The organism is Staphylococcus sp. mip270_02 (assembly GCF_054031535.1).
The window spans coordinates 1,683,018-1,708,693 of record NZ_CM132934.1; the positions used below are offsets into that span (position 1 = coordinate 1,683,018).

Consider the following 25,676-nt stretch of genomic DNA (forward strand, 5'->3'; position numbering starts at 1 on the left):
ATATTATCTATGTGTTTGTGATAAAATATATAAAGTTAAATTTGTGCGTACATACATAAAAGAAAAAATTTTATACTGAATCACAATTAAAATAAATACGCATATTGAATTTAGGATTTAATATTTTGTTTAAATTATTTAATCAGTCACTAAATGGCTGATTTATTTTATTGCTTGAATCCAAAGTATGATTTTACAACAAAGGAAGTTATGAAGAAATGGATAATAATCAATCCTATTTATTAAATTTACACAAGCAAACAGATGAAAATATAGAAACTCTAAGAACGTTTGCAGAGAAAAATAATGTCCCAATTGTAGATAGACTGACGCTTGAGATGATAAAACAAGTAATCAGATTACATAAATCAACAAACATATTAGAAATTGGTACTGCCATTGGCTATAGCGCAATGCAATTTGCTTCGATATCTAAAGAAATTCAAGTGACAACAATAGAACGTGATGAAGAAATGATAAATAAAGCAAAAGAAAATATAGAATTATATGGATTTAATAACCAAGTAAATATAATAGAAGGCAACGCGTTAGAACAGTTCAATAAGGTGAACGGTCAAACATACGATATGATATTTATTGATGCTGCAAAAGCACAATCAAAGAAATTTTTTGAACTTTATACGCCTATCTTAAAAGATGGCGGTGTTGTTATTACAGATAATGTTTTATACCACGGTTTTGTTTCGGATATATCTGTGGTACGCACACGTAATGTACGTCAAATGGTTAAAAAAGTAATAGAGTATAACGAATGGTTAATTAATCATGAAGGCTATACAACTAATTTTTTAAACATAGATGATGGTTTAGCAATTTCAATTAAAGGAGAATCACAATGACAGAATTATTAGTTACACCCAAATCTGTTAAACATATTGAAGTGTTGATTGAAAAAGGCGCTGATGCATTTGTGATAGGCGAGCAGAAATTTGGATTGAGGCTTGCTGGTGATTTTAATAGAGAGGCTATGCGAGAAGCTGTAAATTTGGCACACAGTAATGATAAAAAGGTTTATGCAGCTGTGAATGGGCTTTTTCACAACTATCATTTAAATGCCGTTGAATCCTATATAGAATTTTTGCACGAAATTAAAGTAGATCGTATTATTTTTGGTGATCCGGCTGTAATTATGTTTGTTAAAAATCAGGATAATCCAATTCCACTAAATTGGGATGCGGAAACGTTAGTGACAAATTATTTTCAGTGCAATTACTGGGGGAAAAAAGGCGCCAAACGTGCTCAATTAGCAAGAGAGTTGAATTTAGAAGAAATACTAAATATAAAAGCTAATGCAAATGTGGAAATTGAAGTACAAGTACATGGTATGACATGCATGTTTCAATCTAAGCGCATGTTGTTAGGCAATTATTACACATTTCAAGAACGCCAATTAAAGATTGAGCGTAATCTAGTAGCTGATGAATTATTATTATATGACGAAGAACGTGATAACAAATATCCAGTCTTCGAAGATTATAATGGCACACATATTATGTCTCCGCATGATATATGTTTAATAGAGGAATTAGAACCATTATTAGAGGCTGGTATAGATGCATTGAAAATAGATGGTGTGTTACAGTCAGAAGAATATATAAATGTGTGTACTGAACAATATAGAGAAGCCATTGATTTATATAATGAAGATCCTGAAGCTTATGACGACGAAAAATTTATGCTTGTTGATCCAATTGAAGCAATACAACCAGAACATCGTCCATTTGATGAAGGATTCTTATATAAACAAACGGTATATTAATGGAGGTTGAACAGTGGAAATTTTAGAGGAAATTAATATTCAACATATACCTAAAATAAAAAAGCCTGAACTTCTTGCACCAGCTGGCAATTTAGAAAAACTGAAAATCGCCGTACATTATGGTGCAGATGCCGTTTTCTTGGGTGGACAAGCATATGGTTTGAGATCAAACGCCGATAATTTTACATTAGCAGAAATAAAAGAAGGCGTTGAATTTGCCAAACGATATAATGCTAAAATTTATGTTACTACAAACATAATCGCTCATGATGAAAACATGGAAGGTCTAGATGACTATTTACGTGACTTAGCATTGGCAGGTGTTACAGGAATCATTGTTGCAGACCCGTTAATTATTGAGACTTGTAAAAGTGTTGCGCCAGAACTAGAAATTCATCTATCTACACAACAATCTCTTTCAAATTATAAAGCGGTTGAATTTTGGAAAGACGAAGGTCTAGACAGAGTTGTTTTAGCACGTGAAACCGGTGCAATGGAAATGAAAGAAATGAAAGAGCAAGTAGACATCGAGATTGAATCATTTATACATGGAGCTATGTGTATTGCTTATTCAGGTAGATGTACTTTAAGTAATCATATGACTGCAAGAGATTCAAACAGAGGTGGTTGTTGTCAAAGTTGCCGCTGGGATTATGATTTACTGCAAGTGGAAGCTGACGGAGAATTAGACTTATATTATGGAGATGAGGAAGTCACACCATTTGCAATGAGCCCGAAAGATTTAAAATTAATAGAATCTATTCCAAATATGATGGATATTGGTGTTGATTCATTGAAAATAGAAGGGCGTATGAAATCAATTCACTATATTGCTACAGTTGTTTCTGTTTATAGAAAAGTGATTGATGCTTATGCCGAGGATCCTCAAAATTTCAAAATCAAACCAGAATGGTTGATAGAATTAGATAAATGTGCCAACAGAGATACTGCTTCCGCTTTTATAGAAGGTACACCTGGTTATGAAGAGCAGATGTTTGGGCATCAGAATAAGAAAAATTCAGCTTATGACTTCTGTGGATTAGTATTAGATTATGATGAGAAAACTAAGATTGCAACGATTCAACAACGAAATAAATTTGAGCCTGGACAAGAAATAGAATTTTTCGGCCCAGAAATTGAGACTTTTCGACAAGTTGTAGAGACAATTTATGACGAAGAGGGTAATGAACTTGATGCTGCCCGTCACCCATTACAAATTGTGCAAATTAAAGTTAATCATCCAATTTATGCAAATAACATGATGAGAAAGGAAATTGGATAATGAAAAGTACAACAATAATCGGTATAGCTGGTGGGTCTGGATCAGGTAAAACATCAGTCACAAATGAAATTATGAAAAATTTAGAAGGTCATAGTGTTGCACTATTGGCTCAAGACTATTATTATAAAGACCAATCGCATTTAACTTTTGATGAACGTTTGGAAACCAATTATGACCATCCCTTCGCTTTTGATAATGACTTGTTAATTGAAAATTTAACCGACCTACGAAATGGTAAACAGGTTGAAGTGCCAACATACGATTATACTAATCATACAAGAAGTGAGGAAACGATTGCATTTGAGCCAAAAGATGTTATTATCGTAGAAGGTATATTTGCGCTTGAAAACAAAACATTAAGAGATTTAATGGATGTAAAAATTTATGTCGATACAGATGCTGATTTACGCATATTAAGACGTCTTCTTAGAGACACTGAAGAAAGAGGACGTACAATGGATTCTGTAATCAATCAATATCTAAATGTAGTTCGACCAATGCACAATCAATTTATAGAACCTACAAAAAGATACGCAGATATTATTATTCCAGAAGGTGGAAGTAATAAAGTAGCAATCGATATAATGACAACTAAGATTCAAACTTTAGTAAGTAAACAATAGTATTTATATGTAAAGGAAGATGACATAATGGAAAATCAAAAACAATATCCAATGACTCAAGAAGGATTTGAAAAGTTAGAAAACGAACTTGAAGAGTTAAAAACAGTTAAGCGACCTGAAGTCGTGGAAAAAATTAAAGTTGCGCGTTCTTTCGGAGATTTATCAGAGAACTCAGAGTATGATGCCGCTAAAGATGAGCAAGGTTTTATTGAACAAGATATCCAACGTGTAGAACATATGTTGCGTAATGCACTTATTATTGAAGATAATGGTGATAATAACCAAGTGCAATTAGGTAAAACTGTAACTTTTGTAGAACTACCTGGTGATGAAGAAGAAGAATATCAAATTGTCGGTTCTGCAGAATCTGATGCATTTAAAGGAAAAATCTCTAACGAATCACCAATGGCAAAAAGCTTGATTGGGAAAAAATTAGATGATGAAGTACGTGTACCATTACCAAATGGTGGAGAAATCAACGTGAAAATTGTTAATATTAAATAATATAATTAAGTACCCCCTAGTAGTGTTCGTACTGCTAGGGGGTACTTAAAATATATTGTAGTATTTCTATACTTATGGATTGTATTTAAAAAACGTTAAAAGTTATTTTATAGTGTATTTATAAAAAATGACTCTACTTAATAATTAAATATTAAGGTTTTTATGTATTTGCATTTATTATTATTGTTGATAATTATTTACTATTAAACAGAAAAATAAAATGAATGATATAATGATATTGTTGATCACGTAATTAAGTTTTTATTTAAAATTAATTGTAGAAAGTATAAAGGGGGATACGTTTCTGGACTATAAATTAATAAATGAACAAACTATTATGATTTATTTCGAAGCTCAAATAAATCATGAGATTTTTAATAAAGTTCAACAGATTAGACAGTATATTATAAATCAAAAACATCCTGCTATTATAGATATTGTACCGAGTTATAGAGCAATTATGCTTAGTATTGATATCGCCCAATGTGATGTTAACCAAGTAGTTGAAGAACTTAAATTGGATCAATCAGACAATAAATTGGAAGCGCATACAAGAGGAGAAGCTAAGCAAATCAATATCCCTGTCTTTTACGGCGGAGAATATGGTCAAGACCTTAATGAAGTTGCTTCATATAATAATTTATCAGAAGAAGAAGTTGTACAATTACACACAGAAAATACATATTTAATATACATGCTTGGCTTTATGCCTGGTTTTCCATTTTTAGGAGGTTTGAATCCACAATTACATACTCCAAGAAGGCAAGAACCAAGAACAAGTATACCTGCCGGTTCAGTTGGTATTGCTAATAATCAAACTGGTTTATATCCAATGGAATCGCCTGGGGGATGGCAGATAATTGGTCGTACACCAATTCGAGTATTCGATATCAATCGCTCTCCAATGTGCTTGTATAATTCAGGAGATACAATTAAGTTTTATTCTATTGATGAAGAAACGTTTAAGCATATACAACAGTCACAACTACAAGATGATTTCGAAATTTCAAAGTGGGTGAATATATAGTATGAGTATTAAAATATTAAATCCTGGCTTATTTAGTACAGTTCAAGACTTAGGTAGAGTTGGTTATCAAGATCAAGGTTTCTCAACAGCTGGGGCTCTAGATACTTACGCTTTAAGAATAGGGTATACATTAATAGGTAATGATGGACCGGCCATTGAATTCACTATAATTGGGCCGACAATACAATTTCTAAAGGATAATACATTTGTGTTAACAGGTGGGCTTTTTGAAGCGACATTAAACGATCAAGCTATCTCTCACCAAACAGTTATTTTTGTTAAGAAGGGTGATGAATTAAAAATAGGCACAGTTGTTGATGGTGCAAGAGGATATATATTGTTCGGAAAACCACTTGAAATATCAAAAGTAGCTAATAGTTATTCAACACACACCAGAAGTAAGATAGGTGGCTATCATGGCAGAGCGTTAAAGTCTTCTGATGTAATCACATGTCGACAAAATAATATGTACACAGAACGTATAGGTTTGAGTTGTCCAGTTGAGGCGTTAAACCAAGAATTAATTCAGATAATTGAAGGCCCTCAAATAGATAGCTTTAGTGATGAAGGTAAACAAAAGTTAGTAAGCGGAGACTTTGAAATTTCAGAAAAATCTGACCGCATGGGTTTTCGTTTACAAGGCGAAAAAATTGCACCAATGGAATCTGCAGATATTATTTCTGAACCTGTAGCTTTAGGTAGTATACAAGTTCCAAATGATGGTAATCCTATTATTTTATTAAATGATAAGCAAACGGTTGGTGGCTATACTAAAATCGCAACAGTGTGTGCTGCCGATTTATCGATACTTGCACAGAAAAAACCTAATGAAAAGATTAAGTTTGAATGGATTACGGTAGCAACAGCTACAGAAAAGCTAAAGCGAAAAGAGCAAGAGCTTAATGAAAAGCAAAATCAAATATTAAAAGCACCTATTTTCGATTTGTCTCAATTGAGAAAGACTTCAAATCGAATTAATAAATTACTTAAAGGAGAATAATAATGAATTTAGAAAAAGTAGAACAATTAATTAAATTAGTTAAATCAAATGAAGTTAAGAAATTCACTTATAAAGATTTTGAACATGAAATATCAATAGATTTCACAGAAAGTGTAGCTAATAATGTTGTTTCAAATCAACCATCGAATCAGTCAAGCGAAGCATATTCAAACGATACATCTAATGGTGAAACAAATGAATCAAGTTATCAATCAGTCAAATCGCCTATGGTCGGGACATTTTTCTTACAAGATGAGAAAGAGTTAACCAATCCAATAGTAAAGGTTGGTGACGAAATTAAAAAAGGAGATACGATTGGTTACATAGAAGCGATGAAAGTTTTAAATGAGGTAGTAAGTGACGTTTCTGGTGTGGTTGATGAAATTCTTGTCGAGCATGGCTCTAATGTTGAATATAATCAACAGATTATAAGAGTGAAATAAGTTTGAAAAAGGGGTGGTCGTATGTATCGTTGTTTAATCGCAAACAGAGGAGAAATTGCAGTAAGAATTATTCGAGCTTGTAGAGAACTAGGTATTGAAACGGTTGCAATATATGCTCTAGGGGACGAAAAAAGTTTACATGTCAGTTTAGCGGATCAAGCAGTTTGTATTGGTGACGCTAACCCATTAGAAAGTTATTTAAACCAAGACAGAATTATAAGCGCAGCTAAAATTACAGGCGCGAATGCGATTCATCCTGGGTATGGATTTTTATCAGAAAGTTCGTCTTTTGCACGAAAAGTAGAAGATAATGATATCTACTTTATAGGCCCTACGCAAAAAACAATGGAAATGATGGGGGATAAAATTACTGCAAGGCAAACTGTAGATAATGCAGGCGTACCAATTATTCCAGGATCGACTAAAGCTGTAGAATCAATTGGTGAAGTGCAAAACATTGCACAAGAAATTGGCTATCCACTTGTGTTGAAAGCTGCTAGTGGTGGTGGCGGTAAAGGAATTAGAATTGTTAAAACTGAAGATATGCTTGCTAAATCTTTTAAAGAGGCAAAAAGCGAAGGAAAAAAATATTTTGATGATGATCGTATTTATGTAGAAGCCTTTATACCAGTTGCAAAACATGTTGAAGTTCAAGTGATAGGCGATGGGAACGAAAATTACATACATTTAGGCGAAAGAGATTGTTCAGTACAAAGAAAAAATCAGAAGTTGATCGAAGAATCACCGTGTGCAGCTATAACTGATGAAATGAGAGAATCTATGTGTTTAGATGCAGTTAAGGTTGCAAAAGCTTCAAATTATAGGAGCGCAGGCACAATAGAATATTTAGTTACTAAAGATGCATACTATTTCATTGAGATGAATGCGCGTATTCAAGTAGAGCATACTGTAACTGAAATGAGAGCTAATCGCGATTTGTTACAAGCGCAACTTTATTTGATGCAACATGGTACGTTACCATTTAATCAAGAAGATATTATTTTTGATGGTCACGTAATAGAAGCAAGAATTAATGCTGAAAACCCAGAAAGACAATTTCAACCTTCACCAGGTACAGTCCAATCGTTACATTTACCACAAGGTTTTAATATTCGTGTGGACAGTTTGTTATATCATGGGTACACAGTTTCCCCTAATTATGATTCGTTGGTTGCTAAAGTTATTGTTAAATCATCGACTCGCCAATTAGCAATTAAGAAATTGAAAGTAGTACTTGATGAAATGGTTATAGATGGATTTACAACCACCGCAGATTTTCTATATGCTGTATTATCATATCCTTTATATGCGGAAGGAAATGCTGAAGAAGTAGATATCAAGTTTTTAGATAGGCATCAAATTATTAAGGAGGAAACAAAATGAAAGTGGATTTAAATTGCGATTTAGGTGAAGCATTTGGTAATTATTCTTTTGGTGGCGACAAAGATATTATCCCACTCGTTACATCAGCAAATATTGCTTGTGGTTTTCATGCTGGTGATCAACATGTTATGAATCAAACGATTGCACTCGCAAAAAAACATAATATTGGAATTGGTGCACATCCAGGTTTACCGGACTTGCAAGGGTTTGGTCGCAGAAATATGGATATTACACCGAATGAGATTTACGATATTGTAGTTTATCAACTTGGTGCACTTTCAGGATTTTGTAAAATACATGATGTTTCATTGAATCATGTCAAACCTCATGGAGCGCTATATCAAATGGGAGCAAGAGATAAAGCAATTGCACAAGCAATTGCGCAAGCAGTTTATGACTTTGATGAATCACTGATATTTGTTGGACTATCAAATACATTGCTTATATCTGAAGCTAAATCAGTAGGGTTAACAACTGCTTCAGAAGTGTTTGCTGACAGACGCTATGAAGATGATGGACAGCTTGTAAGTAGGAAAGATGCCAACGCACTTATTACAGATACAAATGAAGCTATCGAACAAGTTATAAATATGGTAAAATCACAAAAAGTTATTACCAAAAATAACAATACAATAGGTATAGAAGCTGATACTATTTGCGTACATGGAGATGGTGCGCATGCGCTTGAATTTGTATCGCAAATAAGAGAAAGATTATCGAAAGAAGGTATTTCTATTTCAAGGCTGGAGGGCTAAATTATGGGGGAAAGATTAAAGTCAGATGAGCAAGAATTTAAGTTTACTAAGAACCACAAAAGACTACTATTAGGGTCAGTATTTTTAATGGCGACATCTGCAATAGGGCCAGCATTTTTAACACAAACTGCTGTTTTTACTGCACAATTTGCATCAAGTTTTGCGTTTGCAATTTTGTTATCAATAATTATTGACATAGGTGCACAAATCAATATTTGGCGTGTATTAGTTGTAACTGGAAAACGAGGACAAGAAATAGCTAATGAAATATTCAATGGGCTAGGAACATTTATTTCTATTCTTATCGCAATAGGCGGTCTCGCATTTAACATTGGTAATATTGCTGGTGCTGGACTAGGCCTAAATGCCATATTTGGATTAGACGTTAAAATTGGTGCAGCAATTACCGCCGTCTTATCAATTGGTATTTTTATTAGTAAAAGCGGACAGAAAATAATGGATGTAGTTACAATGTTCTTAGGCGTATTGATGATTATTGTAGTAGCATTTGTTATGTTCAAAGCTAATCCACCTTATGCTGAAGCGGCCAAACATATAGTGATGCCTGAGCAACCACTTGCACTAGTCTTGCCTATAATTACTTTAGTCGGTGGTACGGTTGGTGGTTATATTACTTTTGCAGGAGCACATAGAATATTAGACTCAGGCATTCAAGGGAAGGCATACTTACCATTTGTAAATAAAGCAGCCATCTCAGGTATTTTAACAACAGGTGTTTTAAGAACATTGCTATTCTTAGCAGTACTAGGTGTAGTAGTTACAGGCGTAACATTAAACTCAGAAAACCCACCAGCTTCTGTGTTTGAACATGTTCTAGGACCGATAGGACGTAATATTTTTGGTGTTGTATTATTTGCTGCAGCCATGTCATCAGTTATTGGTTCTGCATATACGAGTGCTACGTTCTTAAAAACACTTCATAAATCAGTCTATAATAAAACAAATATTATTGTAATTAGTTTTATTGTGTTTTCAACTTTAGTGTTCTTATTACTAGGTAAGCCTGTAACACTATTAATAGTTGCAGGGGCATTAAATGGTTTGATTTTACCAATTACGTTAGGTACAATATTAATTGCTAGTAAACGTAAATCTATAGTTGGAGATTATAAACACCCAACGTGGATGCTGATTTTTGGTATTGTTGCAGTCATAGTAACTATTGTAACAGGAGTGTTCTCATTACAAGGACTAACTGAATTATTTGGTAGTTAATAAATAATTTTATAAAACCCTGTAAGTAATGTCATTGATGCATACTTACAGGGTTTTAACTATTATTTGCGTAATAATTAAATATGATAGAAATAGTTTAGATTAATAATCGAAATAGATAATGAATTGAGTATTTGGAATTTGAATAAAAACATAGAACTAATATCGAGCTATTTCTTTAAATGTGGTAGAATAACAAAGGCTAGGATTTTAAGATGAGGTGAATAAATGTGATTGGTATTATAGGTGCTATGGAAGAAGAAGTAGCAATCTTAAAAGATAAAATAAAAAATTTAGAAGAAATTAAAATCGCGCATGTAATCTTTTATAAAGGGAATTTAGAAGGCAAAGACATAATTCTTACACAGAGTGGTATTGGTAAAGTGAATGTAGCGATTTCAACTACATTATTAATTAATCAATTTAAGCCTAACTTAATTATTAATACAGGTTCTGCTGGTGCACTAGACAAATCATTAAATGTAGGAGATGTTGTCGTAAGTGATACGGTTGCCTATCATGATGCAGACGCAAGAGCTTTTGGCTATCAATTAGGACAAATCCCACAAATGCCGGCGCAATTTGTTGCAGATAAAGAATTAATAGATAAAGCAATTGAAGCTATTAAGCAACAACAAATCAATGCCAAGACAGGCTTGATCGTTAGTGGGGATAGTTTTATTGGCACAAGTGAACAACGCACGGCAATTAAAGCAAATTTTCCGCAAGCTATGGCAGCGGAAATGGAAGCCACGGCGATTGCACAAACTTGTCATCAATTCAACATGCCATTTATAATTACTCGAGCAATTTCAGATTTAGCAGATGGCGATGCGGGTATAACATTTGAAGCATTTTTAGAAAAAGCAGCAATATCTTCAAGTGGAATCGTAGAACACTTAATTAAAACTATATAAAAAGGTGAAAATAAAATGGGTATGATAAAGCATTATTTTATGCCAAATGAATATGTTCAATCTATTTTTCAAATAGATATTGAAAAACTTGCAGCATCTGGTGTTAAAGGTATAATTACAGATTTAGATAATACACTTGTAGGATGGGATGTAGCAAATCCAACAGAGGCTGTTAAGCAATGGTTTGAACAAGCAAAAGAAGCAGGTATTACAGTAACAATTGTTTCTAATAATAATAAACAACGTGTTGGAAGTTTTTCAGAATCATTAAAAGTTGATTATATATTTAGGGCGAAAAAACCAAGAGGTAGAGCTTTTAACCAAGCATCAAAATTAATGAATTTGAAACCCTCTGAGATTGTAGTAATAGGAGATCAAATGCTAACAGATGTATTTGGTGGTAATAGAAGAGGCTTATTTACAATTATGGTTGTTCCTGTAAAGCAAACAGATGGTTTTATAACAAAATTCAACCGTTTAATCGAGCGAAGATTGTTACAACACTTTAGAAAAAAAGGTTATATTACATGGGAGGAAAACTGATTGGCTGAAACTGAAATATTGAAATGTATTGGTTGCGGTGCTCCATTACAAGCTGAAGATCCAAATGCGCCCGGTTATGTACCAGAACATAATTTATACCGCGAGGATGTCATTTGTAAAAGATGCTTTAGATTAAAGAATTACAACGAAGTACAAGATGTAGGGTTAGATAGTGAAGACTTCTTAAAATTACTTAATGGCTTAGCTGATAGAAGCGGTATTGTTGTTAATGTAGTTGATGTATTTGATTTTGAAGGTTCATTTATTAATGCAATTAAACGTATTGTAGGTAACAAAAAGATTATTTTAGTAGCCAATAAAGTAGATTTATTACCTAAACAAATTAATAAGCGTCGTGTGAAAGAGTGGCTGAAAAAGACAGCTAGAAAATATGGGCTAGAAGCTGATGAAGTTGTAATTATTTCTGCTGAAAAAAATGAAGGGATTGAAGATTTATTAAATTCAATCAATACATTAAGAAACAGTGAAGACGTTTATATTGTAGGTACGACAAATGTAGGTAAATCAACGCTTATTAATAAATTAATTGAACGAAGTGTTGGCGAAAAAGACGTAGTAACAACATCAAGATTTCCAGGTACGACTTTAGATATGATTGATATTCCTTTAGACGATACTTCTTTCATGTATGATACACCTGGTGTTATTCAAGAACATCAGATGACACATTATGTCACTGAAAATGAACTTAAGACAATCATGCCGAAAAAGGAAGTTAAACAACGTATATACCAATTAAATGAAGGTCAAACTCTATTCTTTGGTGGACTAGCAAGAATCGATTACGTAAGTGGTGGGAAACGACCACTAGTCTGTTATTTTTCTAACGAATTAAATATACACCGTACCAAAACTGAAAATGCCAATGAATTATGGCGCAATCAGTTAGGTGCTGTACTTACGCCACCTAATAACCCAGAGCATTTTGACTTAAAAGATGTTAAAGCGGTAAGGTTGGAAACTGGAAAAGAAAAACGCGACGTGATGATTTCTGGTTTAGGGTTTATTACAATTGATGAAGGTGCTAAAGTTATAATTCGCGTACCTAAAAATGTTGATGTAGTATTAAGAAATTCAATAATGTAAGGTGGCATAAACATGAAATATGCGGTAATAGGTAACCCAATAGTACATTCATTATCCCCGATCATGCATAATGCGAATTTTGAAGCGTCAAACAATCCATCATCTTATGAAGCAATTAACATACCAGAAGACCAATTTCACCTAATCAAAGAAATTATTGATGAAAAAGCACTTTCTGGATTTAATGTGACGATTCCTCATAAAGAAAATATATTGCCATATCTAGATGAAATAGATGATCAATCCAAGACAGTTGGCGCTGTTAATACAGTGAAAATTGAAGATGGTAAATGGATTGGCTACAATACAGATGGTATTGGGTATGTAACTGGCTTAAAACAGGTATATCCAGATTTGGAAAATGCTTATATATTAATTTTAGGCGCTGGCGGTGCAAGTAAAGGTATTGCAAATGAATTAGTTAAGCATGTACACTCTAAATTAACAATTGCTAATAGAACTTTGAAACGTTTTGAAAATTGGGATTTAGATGTGAACCAAATTACTTTGGAAGAAGCTGAAAAAGCACTAGATGAATTTGATATCGTGATTAATACAACACCTGCCGGTATGCATGAAAACAAGGAAGTAGTTATAAATCTAGATAATTTAGATTCGCGAACTTTAGTTAGTGATATTGTGTATGTACCTTTTAAAACGCCTATTTTAGAAATAGCAGAAGCGAAAGGAAATCCAATTCACAATGGCCTTGATATGTTTGTATATCAAGGGGCAGAGAGTTTTAAAATATGGACAAATGAACTACCTCAAATCCAAATTATGAAAGAGGCAGTTTTAAAGCATTTATAAAGGAGCTAATTATGTTAACAGGTAAGCAAAAAAGATTTTTACGCAGTAAAGCCCATAATGTCGACCCAACTTTTCAAATAGGTAAAGCGGGTATAAATGATAATATGGTAGATCAACTACAAGATATTTTAGAAAATAGAGAACTAATTAAAATACATGTGTTACAAAATAATTCTGAAGATAAAAATGATTTAGCACAGACTTTAAGTGATGCAACGCGTAGTGACATTGTGCAAGTAATCGGGTCTATGATTGTGTTGTATAAAGAATCTCAAGACAATAAGCAAATACAATTACCATAATGACAAAATCAATCGTAATATATGGTGGGCAGTTTAACCCGATTCATCTTGCTCACATGGTAGTAGCTAGTGAAGTTAATGATGTCATTAAACCAGATGTATTTTATTTTTTACCAAGTTATATGTCACCTTTAAAGGTTCATGATGACTACTTAGATGCAAATCATAGGGTTACAATGATTCACAATGTTATTAAAGAACTTGGATTCGGCGAAGTTTATTTAGACGAAATAGAGCGAAAAGGACAGAGTTATACATTTGATACCGTTCGTTCTATATTACAAGAAAACCCCGAAGCTAAAATATATTTGGTAATTGGCACTGATCAGTATAATCAGCTAGATAAGTGGTATAAAATAGATGAATTAAAAGAGCTCATCACATTTGTAATTGTTAATAGAGACAAGGCACAACAAAGTGTTGATGCAGATATGATAGCAATTACAATCCCGCGCATTGATATTAGTTCAACGTTAATTAGAGATAGAATAAAATCTAATAGGAATATCCAGGTTTTGGTTCCTCCAAGTGTTGAACAATATATCCGAGAGGAAGGATTATATGAAAATTGATCAAGCAGTTGAAATTGTTAAGGAGAAATTGCCTGAAAAAAGGTTTAACCATTCATTAAGAGTAGCAGAAACAGCTGTGAAATTAGCAGACATCTATGATGGGGACAAAGATAAAGCTGAACTTGCAGGTGTTTTACATGATTATTCAAAGTATGATGACCTAGGTTCAATGTATCAAATTGTTACACAACAAGATTTAGATCGCAATTTACTAAGTTATGGCTCTGAAATATTACACGGCCCAGTTTGCGCAGTAATTATGAAAGAACACTATGGTATTAAAGATGAAGAAGTATTACTTGCAATTAAAAATCATACGACTGGCCGTGCCCAAATGACGAAAACCGAAAAACTTGTATTTATTGCAGATTATATAGAACCAGGCCGTCAGACCCCAGGCGTTGAAGAAATTAGAGATTTAGCATACAATCAAGGTAGCTTAGATAAAACTATATATGAAATATCTAAGCGAACAGTGTTATATTTAATTAATAAAGATATTAATGTTTATGACGCAACGATTGCATGTTTAAATTATTATAATTACAGTGACGAAAGAGTAAAGGATGATTAGATGAAATCAGATCAACTATTAAAGCTAGCTGTCGAAGCAACAGAGAATAAAAAAGCAGAAGATATTATTTCATTAAATATGAAAGGTATTAGCGATATGACAGATTATTTCGTAGTTTGTCACGGAAATAATGAAAAACAAGTTCAATCAATTGCACGAGCAGTTAAAGACGCAGCTAATGAAGCAGAAATTGAAGTTAAGCGTATGGAAGGCTTTAATGAAGCGAGATGGATTCTTATTGATTTAGCAAATGTAGTCGTACACGTTTTCCACAAAGACGAAAGAGATTATTATAATATTGAAAAATTATATAGAGATGCACCATTAGAATCATATAGACAGGTAGTTTATTAATTATGTCTCAATATGAAGAAATGAGCCTGTTTTACGATCAGTTAACGCTTGATCAACCTTATGAGTCTTGGTTAGAGATTGTAAATTATTTTGCAGAAAATAAAGGCTCTATCCTAGATATAGGATGCGGTACAGGCAGCTTAACGTCATTATTTAATGAATTTAAACAAGTGACTGGGATGGACCTTAGTATCGATATGCTTGCGATAGCAACACAAAAATCAGAACATGTTAATTGGCTAGAAGGCGATATGACTGATTTTCAACTCAACACATCATTTGATGTTATCACTATTTTTTGCGATTCATTAAATTATCTACCAGAGACAGAGCATGTTGTTGCTACTTTCAAACGTGTTTTCGAGCATTTAGATAATAATGGTGTATTTATGTTTGATGTACACACAAGTTTTAAAATGGATACTTTATTTAATAATCAAAGTTATATAGATGAATCGGATGATGTATTTCTTGGATGGGAAGCTGTTAAAGGTGAAGAACCATTAAGTGTATGGCATGATATGTCATTTTTCATTAGGCAATCTGATGGTAAGTATAATCGATTTGATGAATCTCACTATCAGCGTACCTATCTAGAATCAGAATACAAGGATATGCTTGCTCAAGTAGGTTTTAAGGATATTCAGACATTTGTTGATTTTGAAATTGATAATCATGATGCTGAAGGGCACCGCTTGTTTTTCATTGTTAAAAAATAAAAGTAAAATCACTCCTTTGTACGTGTATGGTATAAAGGAGTGATTTTTATGTTGTTTCAATGGGAAAGATGGAAAGAAATTATTAACAAATATAAAATTATATTTAGCATTATTTCAATCGTTTTATTACTAACACTTATTTTTTTAGGCAATAAATTTATTCACACGGATGACAAAGAGATGAACGAAATTTCAACAGTATCTATAAATAAAGCTGCAAGTGAATCTCAATCTAATGAAACTGAATCCAATATTAAACGCAAAGAAAATCCTAGAAAATCCAAAAATGAAGTTATTATTGTAGATGTAAAAGGTGCGGTTAAACATCCTAATATCTACGAGATGAAGTCTACAGATAGAGTCAAACAGTTATTAGATAAAGCGCAGGTTTTGGATAATGCAGATCTTTCAACGATTAACCTTGCAGAAAAGTTGTTGGACCAAAAAGTTATTTATATTCCCCAAAAGGGAGAAACGCCAGCTACAAGTACTAATGATTCAAGTAAATCAAATAACCATCAACAAGACCAAACGCTAGCTTTGAAAACTAAATTGAACGATAGACAACAAGGGAAAATAAACTTAAATAGTGCTAGCGAAACTCAATTGTTAAGTGTAAATGGTATTGGTCCTACAAAAGCTAAATCTATTATTGAGTATAGAGAGCAACATGGCAATTTTGAATCAGTGGAGCAATTGAAAGAAGTTAAAGGCATAGGGTCAAAAACACTGGAAAAGATAAGCGATTATTTTGTAGTTTAAGTTTTTGTTGCATTTTTAAATGATACAAATTAACCTATAATTAAATCAAAATTTTATTTTAATCAAAAGACGGAGGCTATCATCATGGATCGCATTAAATGGGAAGAATATTTTATGGCACAAAGTCATTTATTGGCATTACGCTCTACGTGTCAACGCTTGTCAGTAGGCGCTACTGTTGTAAAGGATAATAGAATTATAGCTGGAGGATACAACGGGTCTGTATCAGGTGAGGTTCATTGCATTGATGAAGGTTGTTTATTAGAAGATGGTCACTGTATACGGACTATACATGCTGAAATGAATGCCTTATTACAGTGTGCTAAACAGGGAGTATCTACTGATGGTGCAACAATTTATGTTACTCATTTTCCTTGTTTGAATTGTACGAAGTCAATTATACAAGCAGGAATTAAAACAATTTATTACGCTGAAGATTATCACAATCACGATTATGCGTTGAAATTATTAGATCAATCAGGTATCGAACACACGAAAATCCCTTTCAATCAAGAACATGTAGCACAATACTTAATGAATCAATAACTTTTTGATTTTTTATGCATTAGCATATTTAGTTGGTGTTTTATGGCTACATGTCAAATCATTGTCGATGCTGATCTTTTTAATCATAATGGTAATAAGTATTAGAAAAAGATTAAGATGGTTTCAAATGCTATTCATTATATTAATATCAATATTATCTAATATTTATTTTCAATATCATTTAAAAGTGACAGTTGAACAACATAACTTTTTAACGAAACAAACTGTGCATACTCAAGCTTATTTTATAAACAAGCCAAATTTGAACAATAAAAAATTAACTGGAAACGTCAAAATAGGAAAGCGTACTTTTAAATATTATTATCAAATAAAAAGTGAAAATGCTAGGGCAGTACAATCAAAAATTGTTTGGCAAAATTGCAAAATTGATGCCATATTTAAGTCGTACAACAATCACCCGTATAGCCAATTATCACTTTTTATAAATAATATTGATTTTAATAGTTGTTATAAATCCAAAAGCGATTATTCATATATTTTAGATTATCACAAACAGTACGTATTAGAACGACTTAAGCATTTACACATAGAATCTACTGGTAAGGTTTTTGCACTTATAAGTGGTGACGTATCAGAAATTAGTAAAGACGACATTGATAAATATAAAGAAATTGGGATATATCATCTATTAGCCATTAGTGGAATGCATATAGGTACATTAACAAGCATATTATATTTTTTGTTAAACCATATGAAATGCCCAATCGTTATCATTAAAATAGTTATTTGCGTTATTTTACCATTATATGTTTTTTATATAGATTTAGCTCCAAGTGCTATAAGAGCAACTATAACTTGTCTCTTGTTAATTATATTATCTAAATCAATTGCAAAAAATACGCTTAATTTACTATCACTATCATTTATTTTTATGACTTCGCTTCATCCACCTTTTATCTATCATTTAGGCTTTCAATTTTCTTTTCTTATCACATTTTTTATTTTGTTTGCTCTTCCAATATTAGAAAAAGCTCATTTGATAAAAAATATTTTCTATCTATCTTTAATTGCGCAACTGGGTTCATTTATTATAAGTGCTATTTATTTTAATCATATTCAATGGATTGGTATTATAACTAACCTATTTTTTGTACCTTTTTATACATTTATACTATTTCCATTTGTTATTTTCATCGTTATCCTCTTACATTTTCCCCTAGAACTAAGCTTTCTTAGCACACCACTAAATTTATTAATGACGTTTCATGATGTAGTTATCAATCTATTCATACACATGAACATTTATAAATGGCATGTACCTGAACTTAATGAAATATTTATTACTTTAACTTTTGTTACAGTTTTTATAGCATTAGTTTTTTTAGTTCATAAATATTATGTATGTTTTATCATAACTGTGCTTATTTTGTATATCATTTCTACAATCATTCCTCATGATGATTCTTATAAATTAACAATGTTAAATGTGAATCAAGGAGATGCATTTCTATTCGAAACAAATGAACGAGAAAGCATACTTATTGATACTGGTGGCACATCGATGTACTCAGCTAGGGATTCAGCAATGAAAGGAAATCATAATATTGCTAAATATCATATAATACCTACACTTAAAAAGCACGGTCTAACATCTTTAGATTATATTATTATTTCACATCCCCACGTGGATCATATAGGTGAATTAAGTTACTTAATAACTAAGTTCAAGATAAAAAATATAATCATTAATACAACGAGTTTTAATATGAATAAATTAAAGACTTTAATCCACCAAAGTGAGAGAAATCATATAAAGCTAATTGATTTTAAAAACATACAACAATTTAACTTAGGTAAAGCAAATATTACTTTACTTGATACAACAATTAAGTATTCACAGGATTTAAATGAACATTCTATTGTAACTTTTATAGAATATAATAAGATTAAAATGTTGTTTATGGGAGATGCTACCACTAATAATGAACAAATACTTTTGCGTAATTTTAAATTGTCAAAGATAGATATACTAAAAGTGGGTCATCATGGAAGCAAAACAAGTACTAGCAATGAATTTTTACAAAAAATACAACCAACAATTTGTCTTGTTTCTGTAGGTAAGACAAATCGGTACCATCTACCGAATCAAGAAGTTATAACTAAATTAAAAAGGTTAGGTGCTCAAGTTTTCCAATCAAATGAGTATGGAGAGGTAACTATAAAATTAAATTCCCAATTAACTATAAATACCGAAATGAACCAATGATTTTATGTAGAGAGATCAACTTCTCCATGCTATAATAATTAAATGCGTAATAGTGATGAAAGGGTGCTAAAGATGAGCGATAAGATAATTACAATTTACGGTGAAGTACCTGAACTTATTGAAAAAAAGTCAGCTGAGGTCATTAACCGTTACTTGAATGCCCCTAAAGATGATTTTAACTTTGTTAAATATAATTTATATGAAAGTGATTTATCTCCTATAATTGAAGAAACACTAACCTTACCATTTTTTTCTGACAAAAAAGCAGTATTAGTTCAAAATGCATATGTATTTACAGGCGAAAAAGCGCCAAAAGACCTAAATCATAATACTGATCAACTAATTGAATTTATTGAAAAATATGATGGGGAAACTTTAATAATATTTGAAGTCTATCAATCAAAATTAGATGAAAGAAAAAAGTTAGTTAAAACTTTAAAGAAACACGCTAATTTAATCAAAATTGAACAAATGACCGAAGAAGAGATAAAAAAATGGATGAAAAATGAACTTCACGAAAATTACAAAGATATAAAACAAGATGCGTTAGACTTATTTTTAGAACTTACGGGTATTAATTTTAATATTGTAAAACAAGAACTTGAAAAAGTAATACTATTTTTAGGTGATAGGGCTACGATTAATAAGCAAGATGTCCATCAAATTGTTAATAGAAGTTTAGAACAAAATGTCTTTTTATTAACTGATTATATTCAGAAAAATAAAAAATCCCAAGCTATACAATTGGTCAAAGACTTGATAGCAATGAAAGAAGAACCAATTAAATTATTAGCATTAATTACAAGTAATTATCGCTTATTTTATCAATGTAAAATATTAGGTCAAAAAGGCTACAGCGGCCAACAAATAGCTAAAACAATCAATGTACATCCATACCGTGTTAAATTAGCTTTGAACCAATCAAGAAATTATCAATTAGAGAAGTTATTAAACATAATTGATACATGTGCAGAAACAGATTATAAATTGAAGTCATCATATATGGATAAACAATTGATTTTAGAACTGTTTATATTGTCACTTTAATTATATACAAATAGTCACGATTAACTTAATGAAGTGAGATTTGACAGTATTAAAATAGTTTTTCTAGTGGATTTTTAACTAATTGATTTTGGATTTTTAAATAGTATCATTTTATGTTAAATCTAAATGATATATTGAATTTGTCCATAGAATTTGGCTGTTGATAATACTTTTATATTGTCGACAGTCTTTTTGTTTAATAAGCAAATACCAAGAGATAGATGTTTGATGAGTTTTTGAAAGATAAGTTTGCAAGACTGGTCACACTAAAAAGATTATGATATATAAATTAAACCAAGGTGGTATATATTATCTTGAATAAATTAATTGATGAAGGGTGACTGCTATTTTAAAAATAATTATACAAATATAAATAAACAAACCTTAGGCGAACTATCACCTAAGGTTTGTTTGATTAGTAGACTCGAGCAGTTGCTTGAATCTGTTTATTATTTAGCAGCTGTCATTAATGAAGACTTGATACGAGCAGCTTTGTTAGTGTGGATTAAGTTGCGTTGTGCAGCTTTATCTACTTTTTTCAAAGCAAAGCTCACTAAGTCAGCTTTGTTATCAGCACCAGCTTCTATAGCTGAATGAGCTCTCTTAACTGCTGTACGCATTTCATTTTTTTGAGAAATATTACGAGCTTCAGCAGTATGTGTTGTGTTAACACGTTTAATTGCAGATTTAATGTTTGGCATGTGTGTCACCTCCTAAAAGTGATCTTCGCTATCAAAGTTAATTTGATTACAACAAGAAATATTTTATCAAAACAAGCAACTTTCTGCAATCATTTATTTATCTAAGGCGCGTAAAAGAGATATAAATGATACAATCTACTATAGAAAGATAAAAAAGTAACACAAAAGTTCAATTCAAAATCTCTTTAAAATGTTATGACTTAATGAGTATTACTGTTAAAATACTTTGCAAGTTTGCAATTAACTATTAAAAACGTTATTATATCAAAGAATGTCATACATATTACGGGCTAGAATTATGAAAGTGAGAAGGATAATACATGGATAAACAAGAACGCTATAATCGACGTAAAAATATTAGAAACTTTTCCATTATCGCACATATAGACCATGGTAAATCTACATTAGCTGATAGAATTTTAGAAAATACAAAATCAGTCGAGACTAGAGACATGCAGTCTCAATTATTGGATTCTATGGATTTAGAAAGAGAACGCGGTATAACAATTAAATTAAATGCAGTACGTTTAAAATATGATGCTAAAGATGGGGAAACATATACGTTCCACTTAATCGATACACCAGGGCATGTCGATTTTACTTATGAGGTGTCTAGATCACTTGCTGCATGTGAAGGTGCTATATTAGTTGTGGATGCGGCACAAGGTATAGAGGCACAAACTTTAGCTAATGTGTATTTAGCACTTGATAATGATTTAGAATTATTACCAGTTATCAATAAAATAGATTTGCCAGCGGCAGAACCCGAACGAGTGAAACAAGAATTAGAAGACGTTATCGGTATCGATAAAGATGATGTAGTACTGGCAAGTGCAAAATCAAATATTGGTATTGAAGATATCTTAGAGAAAATCGTTGAAGTAGTACCACCGCCTGAAGGTGACCCAGAAGAACCTTTAAAAGCACTTATATTCGATTCAGAATATGATCCATATAGAGGAGTTATATCTTCTATCAGGGTGGTGGAAGGTATTGTAAAAGCAGGCGATCGTATTAAAATGATGGCAACTGGCAAAGAATTCGAAGTGACTGAAGTTGGTATCAATACACCAAAACAATTACAAGTTGATGAATTGACTGTCGGTGATGTTGGTTATATCATTGCTAGCATTAAAAATGTAGATGATTCACGTGTAGGGGACACAATTACCCATGCCGATAGACCAGCGGCTGAACCATTACAAGGTTATAAGAAAATGAATCCAATGGTCTTCTGTGGTCTATTCCCAATTGATAACAAAGATTATAATGATTTAAGAGAAGCACTAGAAAAATTACAATTAAATGACGCTTCGTTAGAATTTGAGCCTGAATCATCACAAGCTTTAGGTTTTGGTTATCGTACAGGTTTCTTAGGTATGTTGCATATGGAAATTATCCAAGAACGTATTGAACGTGAATTTGGAATAGAACTTATTGCCACAGCGCCTTCAGTTATTTATGAATGCATCTTAAAAACAGGCGATGAAGTAACGGTGGATAATCCTGCGAACATGCCTGATAGAGATAAGATAGAAACAATATACGAGCCATTTGTGCGCGCGACTATGATGGTTCCTAATGACTATGTAGGTGCAGTAATGGAGTTATGCCAACGCAAACGTGGTCAATTTATAAATATGGAATATATGGATGATATTCGTGTGAATATTATTTATGAGATCCCATTATCAGAAGTAGTATTCGATTTCTTTGATCAGTTAAAATCTAATACTAAGGGGTATGCTTCATTCGATTATGAATTTATCGATAATAAAGAAAGTGATTTAGTGAAGATGGATATCTTGTTAAATGGTGAGAAAGTAGATGCTTTAAGCTTTATCGTGCATAAAGAATTTGCATATGACCGAGGAAAAGCTTTAGTCGAGAAACTTAAAACGCTGATACCTAGACAACAGTTCGAAGTTCCTGTACAAGCAGCTGTAGGACAAAAAATCGTAGCAAGAACGAATATTAAATCAATGGGTAAAAATGTTTTGTCTAAATGTTATGGTGGCGACATTACTCGTAAGAGAAAACTTTTAGAAAAACAAAAAGCTGGTAAAGCTAAAATGAAAGCAGTAGGTAATGTTGAAATCCCTCAAGACGCTTTCTTAGCTGTACTTAAGATGGATGAAGATTAATATAAATTAAAAATTGGGGCCTTAAATCCAAAAGATTTATGGCCCAGTTTTTTATGATGATTCTAAGTCTTTAATAAACGAAAGAAGGTGCACGCAATATGGAAGTGAAAAGTGCATATATCCATATTCCATTTTGTGTAAGAATATGTACATATTGTGATTTCAATAAATATTTTATACACAATCAACCAGTAGATGAATATTTAGATTGCTTAATTAAAGAGATGTGCGATAGCGAGGTTAGAGTTTTAGAAACTGTGTTTGTAGGCGGCGGAACACCAACAGCATTAAGTTATGAACAACTGAAGCGATTACTAATTGCAATTACTGATACGTTTAAAATTAAAGGTGAGTTTAGTTTTGAAGCTAATCCAGATGAATTGACAATTGAAAAAGTTCGATTATTAAAAGATTTTGGTGTAAATAGATTGTCAATGGGCGTACAAACGTTTAAACCTGAACTTTTAAAAATATTAGGTAGGACACATCATACTACTGATATATATCAAGCTGTCACTAACGCGCGTGCAGTAGGCATCCCTTCTATAAGTTTAGATTTGATGTATCATTTACCACAACAAACGTTAGAAGATTTTAAGGATAGTTTAGAAAAGGCATTGAGCATGGATATTGATCATATTTCAAGTTATGGACTTATATTGGAACCTAAAACACAATTTTATAATATGTATAAAAAAGGTAAGTTGAAAATTCCAAATGAAGATATTGGTGAAGAAATGTACGAGTATCTAATTGAGAGAATGAATAAGTCTGATTTGCATCAATATGAAATTTCAAATTTTGGGAAAACAGGCCATGAATCGGAACACAATAAAGTTTATTGGAAAAATGAAGGGTATTATGGTTTTGGTGCAGGTGCAAGTGGCTATGTGAATGGTGAACGTTACAGTAATGTTAATCCTGTAAATCACTATATAAAAAAAGTGAACAGCAATGAAAGACCTATATTACAATCAACTTATCCAACGAAAACAGAACAAATGGAAGAAGAAATGTTCTTAGGTTTGAGAATGAATAAAGGTGTAAGTAAAAATAGGTTTTTTGAAAAATTTGATCAAACAGTTGAGCAAGTTTATGAGCAGTCGCTTAAAGATTTAACTCAAAAAGGACTTATTGTTGAACAAGATGACTACATTTCTATGACTGATCGCGGAAAAGTCGTCGGAAACTTAGTGTTTGAATCTTTTTTACTTAATGTATAAAAATTTATAAAAATCCAGTGCTTTAACATTGACTTACTTTGACCAATTTGATAAATTATAATTAGCACTTGAAACAAAGGAGTGCTAATGAGGTGAAAACATGATTAGTGATAGACAATTAAGCATACTAAATGCAATTGTTGAAGATTATGTTGATTTAGGTCAGCCAATTGGTTCAAAAACACTGATTGAACGGCATAAATTGAATGTTAGTCCTGCTACTATTAGGAATGAGATGAAGCAATTAGAGCTTCTTGAACTAATAGAGAAGACGCACACGTCGTCAGGACGATATCCTTCAGAATCAGGTATCAGATATTATGTGAATCAATTATTACAAGAAACATCTCATCAACAACAAACTAAAATTCAACGTTTGAGAGATTTATTAGTTGAAAACCATTATGATATTGCGACTTCACTCAGTGATTTTGCAAATGAACTTTCAAATCAATCTCAGTATACAACGTTGGTAATGCGTCCAAATCATAAAAAAGATATTATTAATAACATTCATTTGTTTAGAGCAAATGCTTATTTGGTTATAATGGTTGTTGTATTCTCATCAGGTCATGTTGAAAACTTACATTTAGCATCTCAAGTTCCATTATCAAATAATGAACTTACAAATGTTTCTAATTTTGTTACTGCTAAATATAACGAGTGGAACGATCATCATTTTGAAAACGACTTGAATACTTTTGTGAAATCAGATATTGAAAAAGATTTTATAAAAGACATGTTGAATACAATAGATATTCATTTTGATAATCAAAGTAATGGCATTTTTATGGGCGGAAAGGTTAAACTCATAGATGCGTTGAATGAAACGAACGTATCATCAATTCAACCGATTCTACAATATATAGAATCGAATAAAATCACACAATTACTTGATGAAATGTCTAATTCAGCTATTAATGTCAAAATTGGTCATGAAATTGAATCAAGTTTAAGTGATATTTCAATCGTTACAAGTGAATATCACATTGATGATAGACTTAAAGGTCAAATTGCGGTTATCGGACCAACGGCAATGAATTATCAGAACGTAATCAGATTACTAAATACGATTTGGTAATTAACAATTGTATT

General features: G+C 32.0%; 28 protein-coding genes. 27 read left to right on the forward strand and 1 reads right to left on the reverse strand.

Annotation, left to right across the window (positions count from 1 at the left end; all coding sequences use genetic code 11):
* Positions 1-218 precede the first annotated feature (218 nt).
* The 24 genes from ACW5YJ_RS07890 (at position 219) to holA (ending at position 20,513) form a co-directional block, all read left to right on the forward strand.
* Entirely contained in the window at positions 219-860 is a 642-nt protein-coding gene (locus ACW5YJ_RS07890; protein WP_017724644.1) for an O-methyltransferase, read from the forward strand.
* Positions 857-1,780: a peptidase U32 family protein gene (locus ACW5YJ_RS07895; protein ID WP_017724643.1), complete on the forward strand. Its 924-nt coding sequence runs from the start codon at positions 857-859 to the stop codon at positions 1,778-1,780. The genes ACW5YJ_RS07890 and ACW5YJ_RS07895 overlap by 4 nt, the downstream gene beginning before the upstream one ends.
* A 13-nt stretch (positions 1,781-1,793) precedes the next feature.
* Positions 1,794-3,062 (forward strand): peptidase U32 family protein, encoded by a 1,269-nt coding sequence (locus ACW5YJ_RS07900; protein WP_017724642.1) that lies wholly within the window; start codon positions 1,794-1,796, stop codon positions 3,060-3,062.
* On the forward strand, positions 3,062-3,685 hold the full coding sequence (gene udk, locus ACW5YJ_RS07905; RefSeq protein WP_017724641.1) for a uridine kinase: 624 nt from the start codon (positions 3,062-3,064) through the stop codon (positions 3,683-3,685). The genes ACW5YJ_RS07900 and udk overlap by 1 nt, the downstream gene beginning before the upstream one ends.
* A 27-nt stretch (positions 3,686-3,712) precedes the next feature.
* On the forward strand, positions 3,713-4,189 hold the full coding sequence (gene greA / locus ACW5YJ_RS07910) for a transcription elongation factor GreA (protein ID WP_017724640.1): 477 nt from the start codon (positions 3,713-3,715) through the stop codon (positions 4,187-4,189).
* Between the two features lie 304 nt (positions 4,190-4,493).
* Entirely contained in the window at positions 4,494-5,216 is a 723-nt protein-coding gene (gene pxpB / locus ACW5YJ_RS07915; RefSeq protein ID WP_026113596.1) for a 5-oxoprolinase subunit PxpB, read from the forward strand.
* A 1-nt stretch (position 5,217) separates the two neighbouring features.
* Positions 5,218-6,216, forward strand: coding sequence for a 5-oxoprolinase subunit C family protein (locus ACW5YJ_RS07920; RefSeq protein WP_017724638.1), 999 nt, complete (start codon positions 5,218-5,220; stop codon positions 6,214-6,216).
* Between the two features lie 2 nt (positions 6,217-6,218).
* Positions 6,219-6,659, forward strand: a complete 441-nt coding sequence (locus tag ACW5YJ_RS07925) for an acetyl-CoA carboxylase biotin carboxyl carrier protein (RefSeq protein ID WP_457338074.1) — start codon at positions 6,219-6,221, stop codon at positions 6,657-6,659.
* A gap of 21 nt (positions 6,660-6,680) precedes the next feature.
* Positions 6,681-8,042 (forward strand): acetyl-CoA carboxylase biotin carboxylase subunit, encoded by a 1,362-nt coding sequence (locus tag ACW5YJ_RS07930; protein ID WP_107551187.1) that lies wholly within the window; start codon positions 6,681-6,683, stop codon positions 8,040-8,042.
* On the forward strand, positions 8,039-8,797 hold the full coding sequence (pxpA, locus tag ACW5YJ_RS07935; protein WP_457338075.1) for a 5-oxoprolinase subunit PxpA: 759 nt from the start codon (positions 8,039-8,041) through the stop codon (positions 8,795-8,797). The genes ACW5YJ_RS07930 and pxpA overlap by 4 nt, the downstream gene beginning before the upstream one ends.
* A 3-nt stretch (positions 8,798-8,800) precedes the next feature.
* Entirely contained in the window at positions 8,801-10,033 is a 1,233-nt protein-coding gene (locus ACW5YJ_RS07940; RefSeq protein WP_017724634.1) for an NRAMP family divalent metal transporter, read from the forward strand.
* Positions 10,034-10,263: 230 nt separating this feature from the next.
* Positions 10,264-10,950 carry a 5'-methylthioadenosine/S-adenosylhomocysteine nucleosidase gene (gene mtnN, locus ACW5YJ_RS07945; protein WP_017724633.1) on the forward strand — a complete coding sequence of 229 codons (687 nt, stop codon included), beginning with the start codon at positions 10,264-10,266 and terminating at the stop codon, positions 10,948-10,950.
* A gap of 15 nt (positions 10,951-10,965) precedes the next feature.
* Positions 10,966-11,493 carry a YqeG family HAD IIIA-type phosphatase gene (locus ACW5YJ_RS07950; RefSeq protein WP_017724632.1) on the forward strand — a complete coding sequence of 176 codons (528 nt, stop codon included), beginning with the start codon at positions 10,966-10,968 and terminating at the stop codon, positions 11,491-11,493.
* Positions 11,494-12,600, forward strand: a complete 1,107-nt coding sequence (yqeH, locus tag ACW5YJ_RS07955) for a ribosome biogenesis GTPase YqeH (protein WP_457338076.1) — start codon at positions 11,494-11,496, stop codon at positions 12,598-12,600.
* A gap of 12 nt (positions 12,601-12,612) precedes the next feature.
* On the forward strand, positions 12,613-13,410 hold the full coding sequence (gene aroE, locus ACW5YJ_RS07960) for a shikimate dehydrogenase (RefSeq protein ID WP_457338077.1): 798 nt from the start codon (positions 12,613-12,615) through the stop codon (positions 13,408-13,410).
* A gap of 11 nt (positions 13,411-13,421) precedes the next feature.
* Positions 13,422-13,712, forward strand: coding sequence for a ribosome assembly RNA-binding protein YhbY (gene yhbY, locus ACW5YJ_RS07965; protein WP_017724629.1), 291 nt, complete (start codon positions 13,422-13,424; stop codon positions 13,710-13,712).
* Complete coding sequence (gene nadD / locus ACW5YJ_RS07970; protein ID WP_026113595.1) at positions 13,712-14,284, forward strand: nicotinate (nicotinamide) nucleotide adenylyltransferase; 573 nt, start codon at positions 13,712-13,714, stop codon at positions 14,282-14,284. Before yhbY ends, nadD begins: the two co-directional genes overlap by 1 nt.
* Positions 14,274-14,858, forward strand: a complete 585-nt coding sequence (gene yqeK / locus ACW5YJ_RS07975) for a bis(5'-nucleosyl)-tetraphosphatase (symmetrical) YqeK (RefSeq protein WP_107551137.1) — start codon at positions 14,274-14,276, stop codon at positions 14,856-14,858. Before nadD ends, yqeK begins: the two co-directional genes overlap by 11 nt.
* Positions 14,859-15,212 (forward strand): ribosome silencing factor, encoded by a 354-nt coding sequence (rsfS, locus tag ACW5YJ_RS07980; protein WP_017724626.1) that lies wholly within the window; start codon positions 14,859-14,861, stop codon positions 15,210-15,212.
* 2 nt (positions 15,213-15,214) lie between these two features.
* A complete protein-coding gene (locus tag ACW5YJ_RS07985; RefSeq protein WP_119604131.1) occupies positions 15,215-15,931 on the forward strand; it encodes a class I SAM-dependent DNA methyltransferase in 717 nt (238 codons plus the stop codon).
* Between the two features lie 48 nt (positions 15,932-15,979).
* On the forward strand, positions 15,980-16,693 hold the full coding sequence (locus tag ACW5YJ_RS07990) for a helix-hairpin-helix domain-containing protein (protein WP_457338078.1): 714 nt from the start codon (positions 15,980-15,982) through the stop codon (positions 16,691-16,693).
* Between the two features lie 84 nt (positions 16,694-16,777).
* Positions 16,778-17,239: a ComE operon protein 2 gene (locus tag ACW5YJ_RS07995; protein ID WP_017724623.1), complete on the forward strand. Its 462-nt coding sequence runs from the start codon at positions 16,778-16,780 to the stop codon at positions 17,237-17,239.
* Between the two features lie 127 nt (positions 17,240-17,366).
* Complete coding sequence (locus tag ACW5YJ_RS08000) at positions 17,367-19,466, forward strand: DNA internalization-related competence protein ComEC/Rec2 (protein WP_135092648.1); 2,100 nt, start codon at positions 17,367-17,369, stop codon at positions 19,464-19,466.
* 72 nt (positions 19,467-19,538) lie between these two features.
* Positions 19,539-20,513 (forward strand): DNA polymerase III subunit delta, encoded by a 975-nt coding sequence (gene holA, locus ACW5YJ_RS08005; protein WP_107551134.1) that lies wholly within the window; start codon positions 19,539-19,541, stop codon positions 20,511-20,513.
* A 449-nt stretch (positions 20,514-20,962) separates the two neighbouring features.
* On the opposite strand, the gene rpsT is transcribed toward holA, so the two are convergent.
* Entirely contained in the window at positions 20,963-21,214 is a 252-nt protein-coding gene (rpsT, locus tag ACW5YJ_RS08010) for a 30S ribosomal protein S20 (RefSeq protein WP_017724620.1), read from the reverse strand.
* Positions 21,215-21,534: 320 nt separating this feature from the next.
* Between rpsT and lepA the strand changes: the two genes are divergently transcribed.
* The 3 genes from lepA to hrcA all read left to right on the forward strand — a co-directional run bounded on the left by lepA (position 21,535) and on the right by hrcA (position 25,662).
* Positions 21,535-23,358 (forward strand): translation elongation factor 4, encoded by a 1,824-nt coding sequence (lepA, locus tag ACW5YJ_RS08015; protein WP_017724619.1) that lies wholly within the window; start codon positions 21,535-21,537, stop codon positions 23,356-23,358.
* Positions 23,359-23,456: 98 nt separating this feature from the next.
* Complete coding sequence (gene hemW / locus ACW5YJ_RS08020; protein WP_017724618.1) at positions 23,457-24,581, forward strand: radical SAM family heme chaperone HemW; 1,125 nt, start codon at positions 23,457-23,459, stop codon at positions 24,579-24,581.
* Positions 24,582-24,681: 100 nt separating this feature from the next.
* Positions 24,682-25,662, forward strand: coding sequence for a heat-inducible transcriptional repressor HrcA (gene hrcA / locus ACW5YJ_RS08025; protein WP_119604096.1), 981 nt, complete (start codon positions 24,682-24,684; stop codon positions 25,660-25,662).
* Positions 25,663-25,676: the final 14 nt, after the last annotated feature.

Bases quoted from the DNA above. Each gene is read 5' to 3' on its own strand.
- rsfS (WP_017724626.1), top strand. From the start codon at position 14,859: ATGAAATCAGATCAACTATTAAAGCTAGCTGTCGAAGCAACAGAGAAT.
- ACW5YJ_RS07925 (WP_457338074.1), top strand. From the start codon at position 6,219: ATGAATTTAGAAAAAGTAGAACAATTAATTAAATTAGTTAAATCAAAT.
- ACW5YJ_RS07950 (WP_017724632.1), top strand. From the start codon at position 10,966: ATGGGTATGATAAAGCATTATTTTATGCCAAATGAATATGTTCAATCT.
- hemW (WP_017724618.1), top strand. From the start codon at position 23,457: ATGGAAGTGAAAAGTGCATATATCCATATTCCATTTTGTGTAAGAATA.
- ACW5YJ_RS07990 (WP_457338078.1), top strand. From the start codon at position 15,980: ATGTTGTTTCAATGGGAAAGATGGAAAGAAATTATTAACAAATATAAA.
- yhbY (WP_017724629.1), top strand. From the start codon at position 13,422: ATGTTAACAGGTAAGCAAAAAAGATTTTTACGCAGTAAAGCCCATAAT.
- holA (WP_107551134.1), top strand. From the start codon at position 19,539: ATGAGCGATAAGATAATTACAATTTACGGTGAAGTACCTGAACTTATT.
- ACW5YJ_RS07920 (WP_017724638.1), top strand. From the start codon at position 5,218: ATGAGTATTAAAATATTAAATCCTGGCTTATTTAGTACAGTTCAAGAC.
- aroE (WP_457338077.1), top strand. From the start codon at position 12,613: ATGAAATATGCGGTAATAGGTAACCCAATAGTACATTCATTATCCCCG.
- nadD (WP_026113595.1), top strand. From the start codon at position 13,712: ATGACAAAATCAATCGTAATATATGGTGGGCAGTTTAACCCGATTCAT.
- hrcA (WP_119604096.1), top strand. From the start codon at position 24,682: ATGATTAGTGATAGACAATTAAGCATACTAAATGCAATTGTTGAAGAT.
- ACW5YJ_RS07940 (WP_017724634.1), top strand. From the start codon at position 8,801: ATGGGGGAAAGATTAAAGTCAGATGAGCAAGAATTTAAGTTTACTAAG.
- lepA (WP_017724619.1), top strand. From the start codon at position 21,535: ATGGATAAACAAGAACGCTATAATCGACGTAAAAATATTAGAAACTTT.
- ACW5YJ_RS07985 (WP_119604131.1), top strand. From the start codon at position 15,215: ATGTCTCAATATGAAGAAATGAGCCTGTTTTACGATCAGTTAACGCTT.
- ACW5YJ_RS07930 (WP_107551187.1), top strand. From the start codon at position 6,681: ATGTATCGTTGTTTAATCGCAAACAGAGGAGAAATTGCAGTAAGAATT.
- yqeK (WP_107551137.1), top strand. From the start codon at position 14,274: ATGAAAATTGATCAAGCAGTTGAAATTGTTAAGGAGAAATTGCCTGAA.
- ACW5YJ_RS07895 (WP_017724643.1), top strand. From the start codon at position 857: ATGACAGAATTATTAGTTACACCCAAATCTGTTAAACATATTGAAGTG.
- ACW5YJ_RS07890 (WP_017724644.1), top strand. From the start codon at position 219: ATGGATAATAATCAATCCTATTTATTAAATTTACACAAGCAAACAGAT.
- rpsT (WP_017724620.1), bottom strand. From the start codon at position 21,214: ATGCCAAACATTAAATCTGCAATTAAACGTGTTAACACAACACATACT.
- pxpA (WP_457338075.1), top strand. From the start codon at position 8,039: ATGAAAGTGGATTTAAATTGCGATTTAGGTGAAGCATTTGGTAATTAT.
- udk (WP_017724641.1), top strand. From the start codon at position 3,062: ATGAAAAGTACAACAATAATCGGTATAGCTGGTGGGTCTGGATCAGGT.
- ACW5YJ_RS08000 (WP_135092648.1), top strand. From the start codon at position 17,367: ATGCTATTCATTATATTAATATCAATATTATCTAATATTTATTTTCAA.
- greA (WP_017724640.1), top strand. From the start codon at position 3,713: ATGGAAAATCAAAAACAATATCCAATGACTCAAGAAGGATTTGAAAAG.
- ACW5YJ_RS07995 (WP_017724623.1), top strand. From the start codon at position 16,778: ATGGATCGCATTAAATGGGAAGAATATTTTATGGCACAAAGTCATTTA.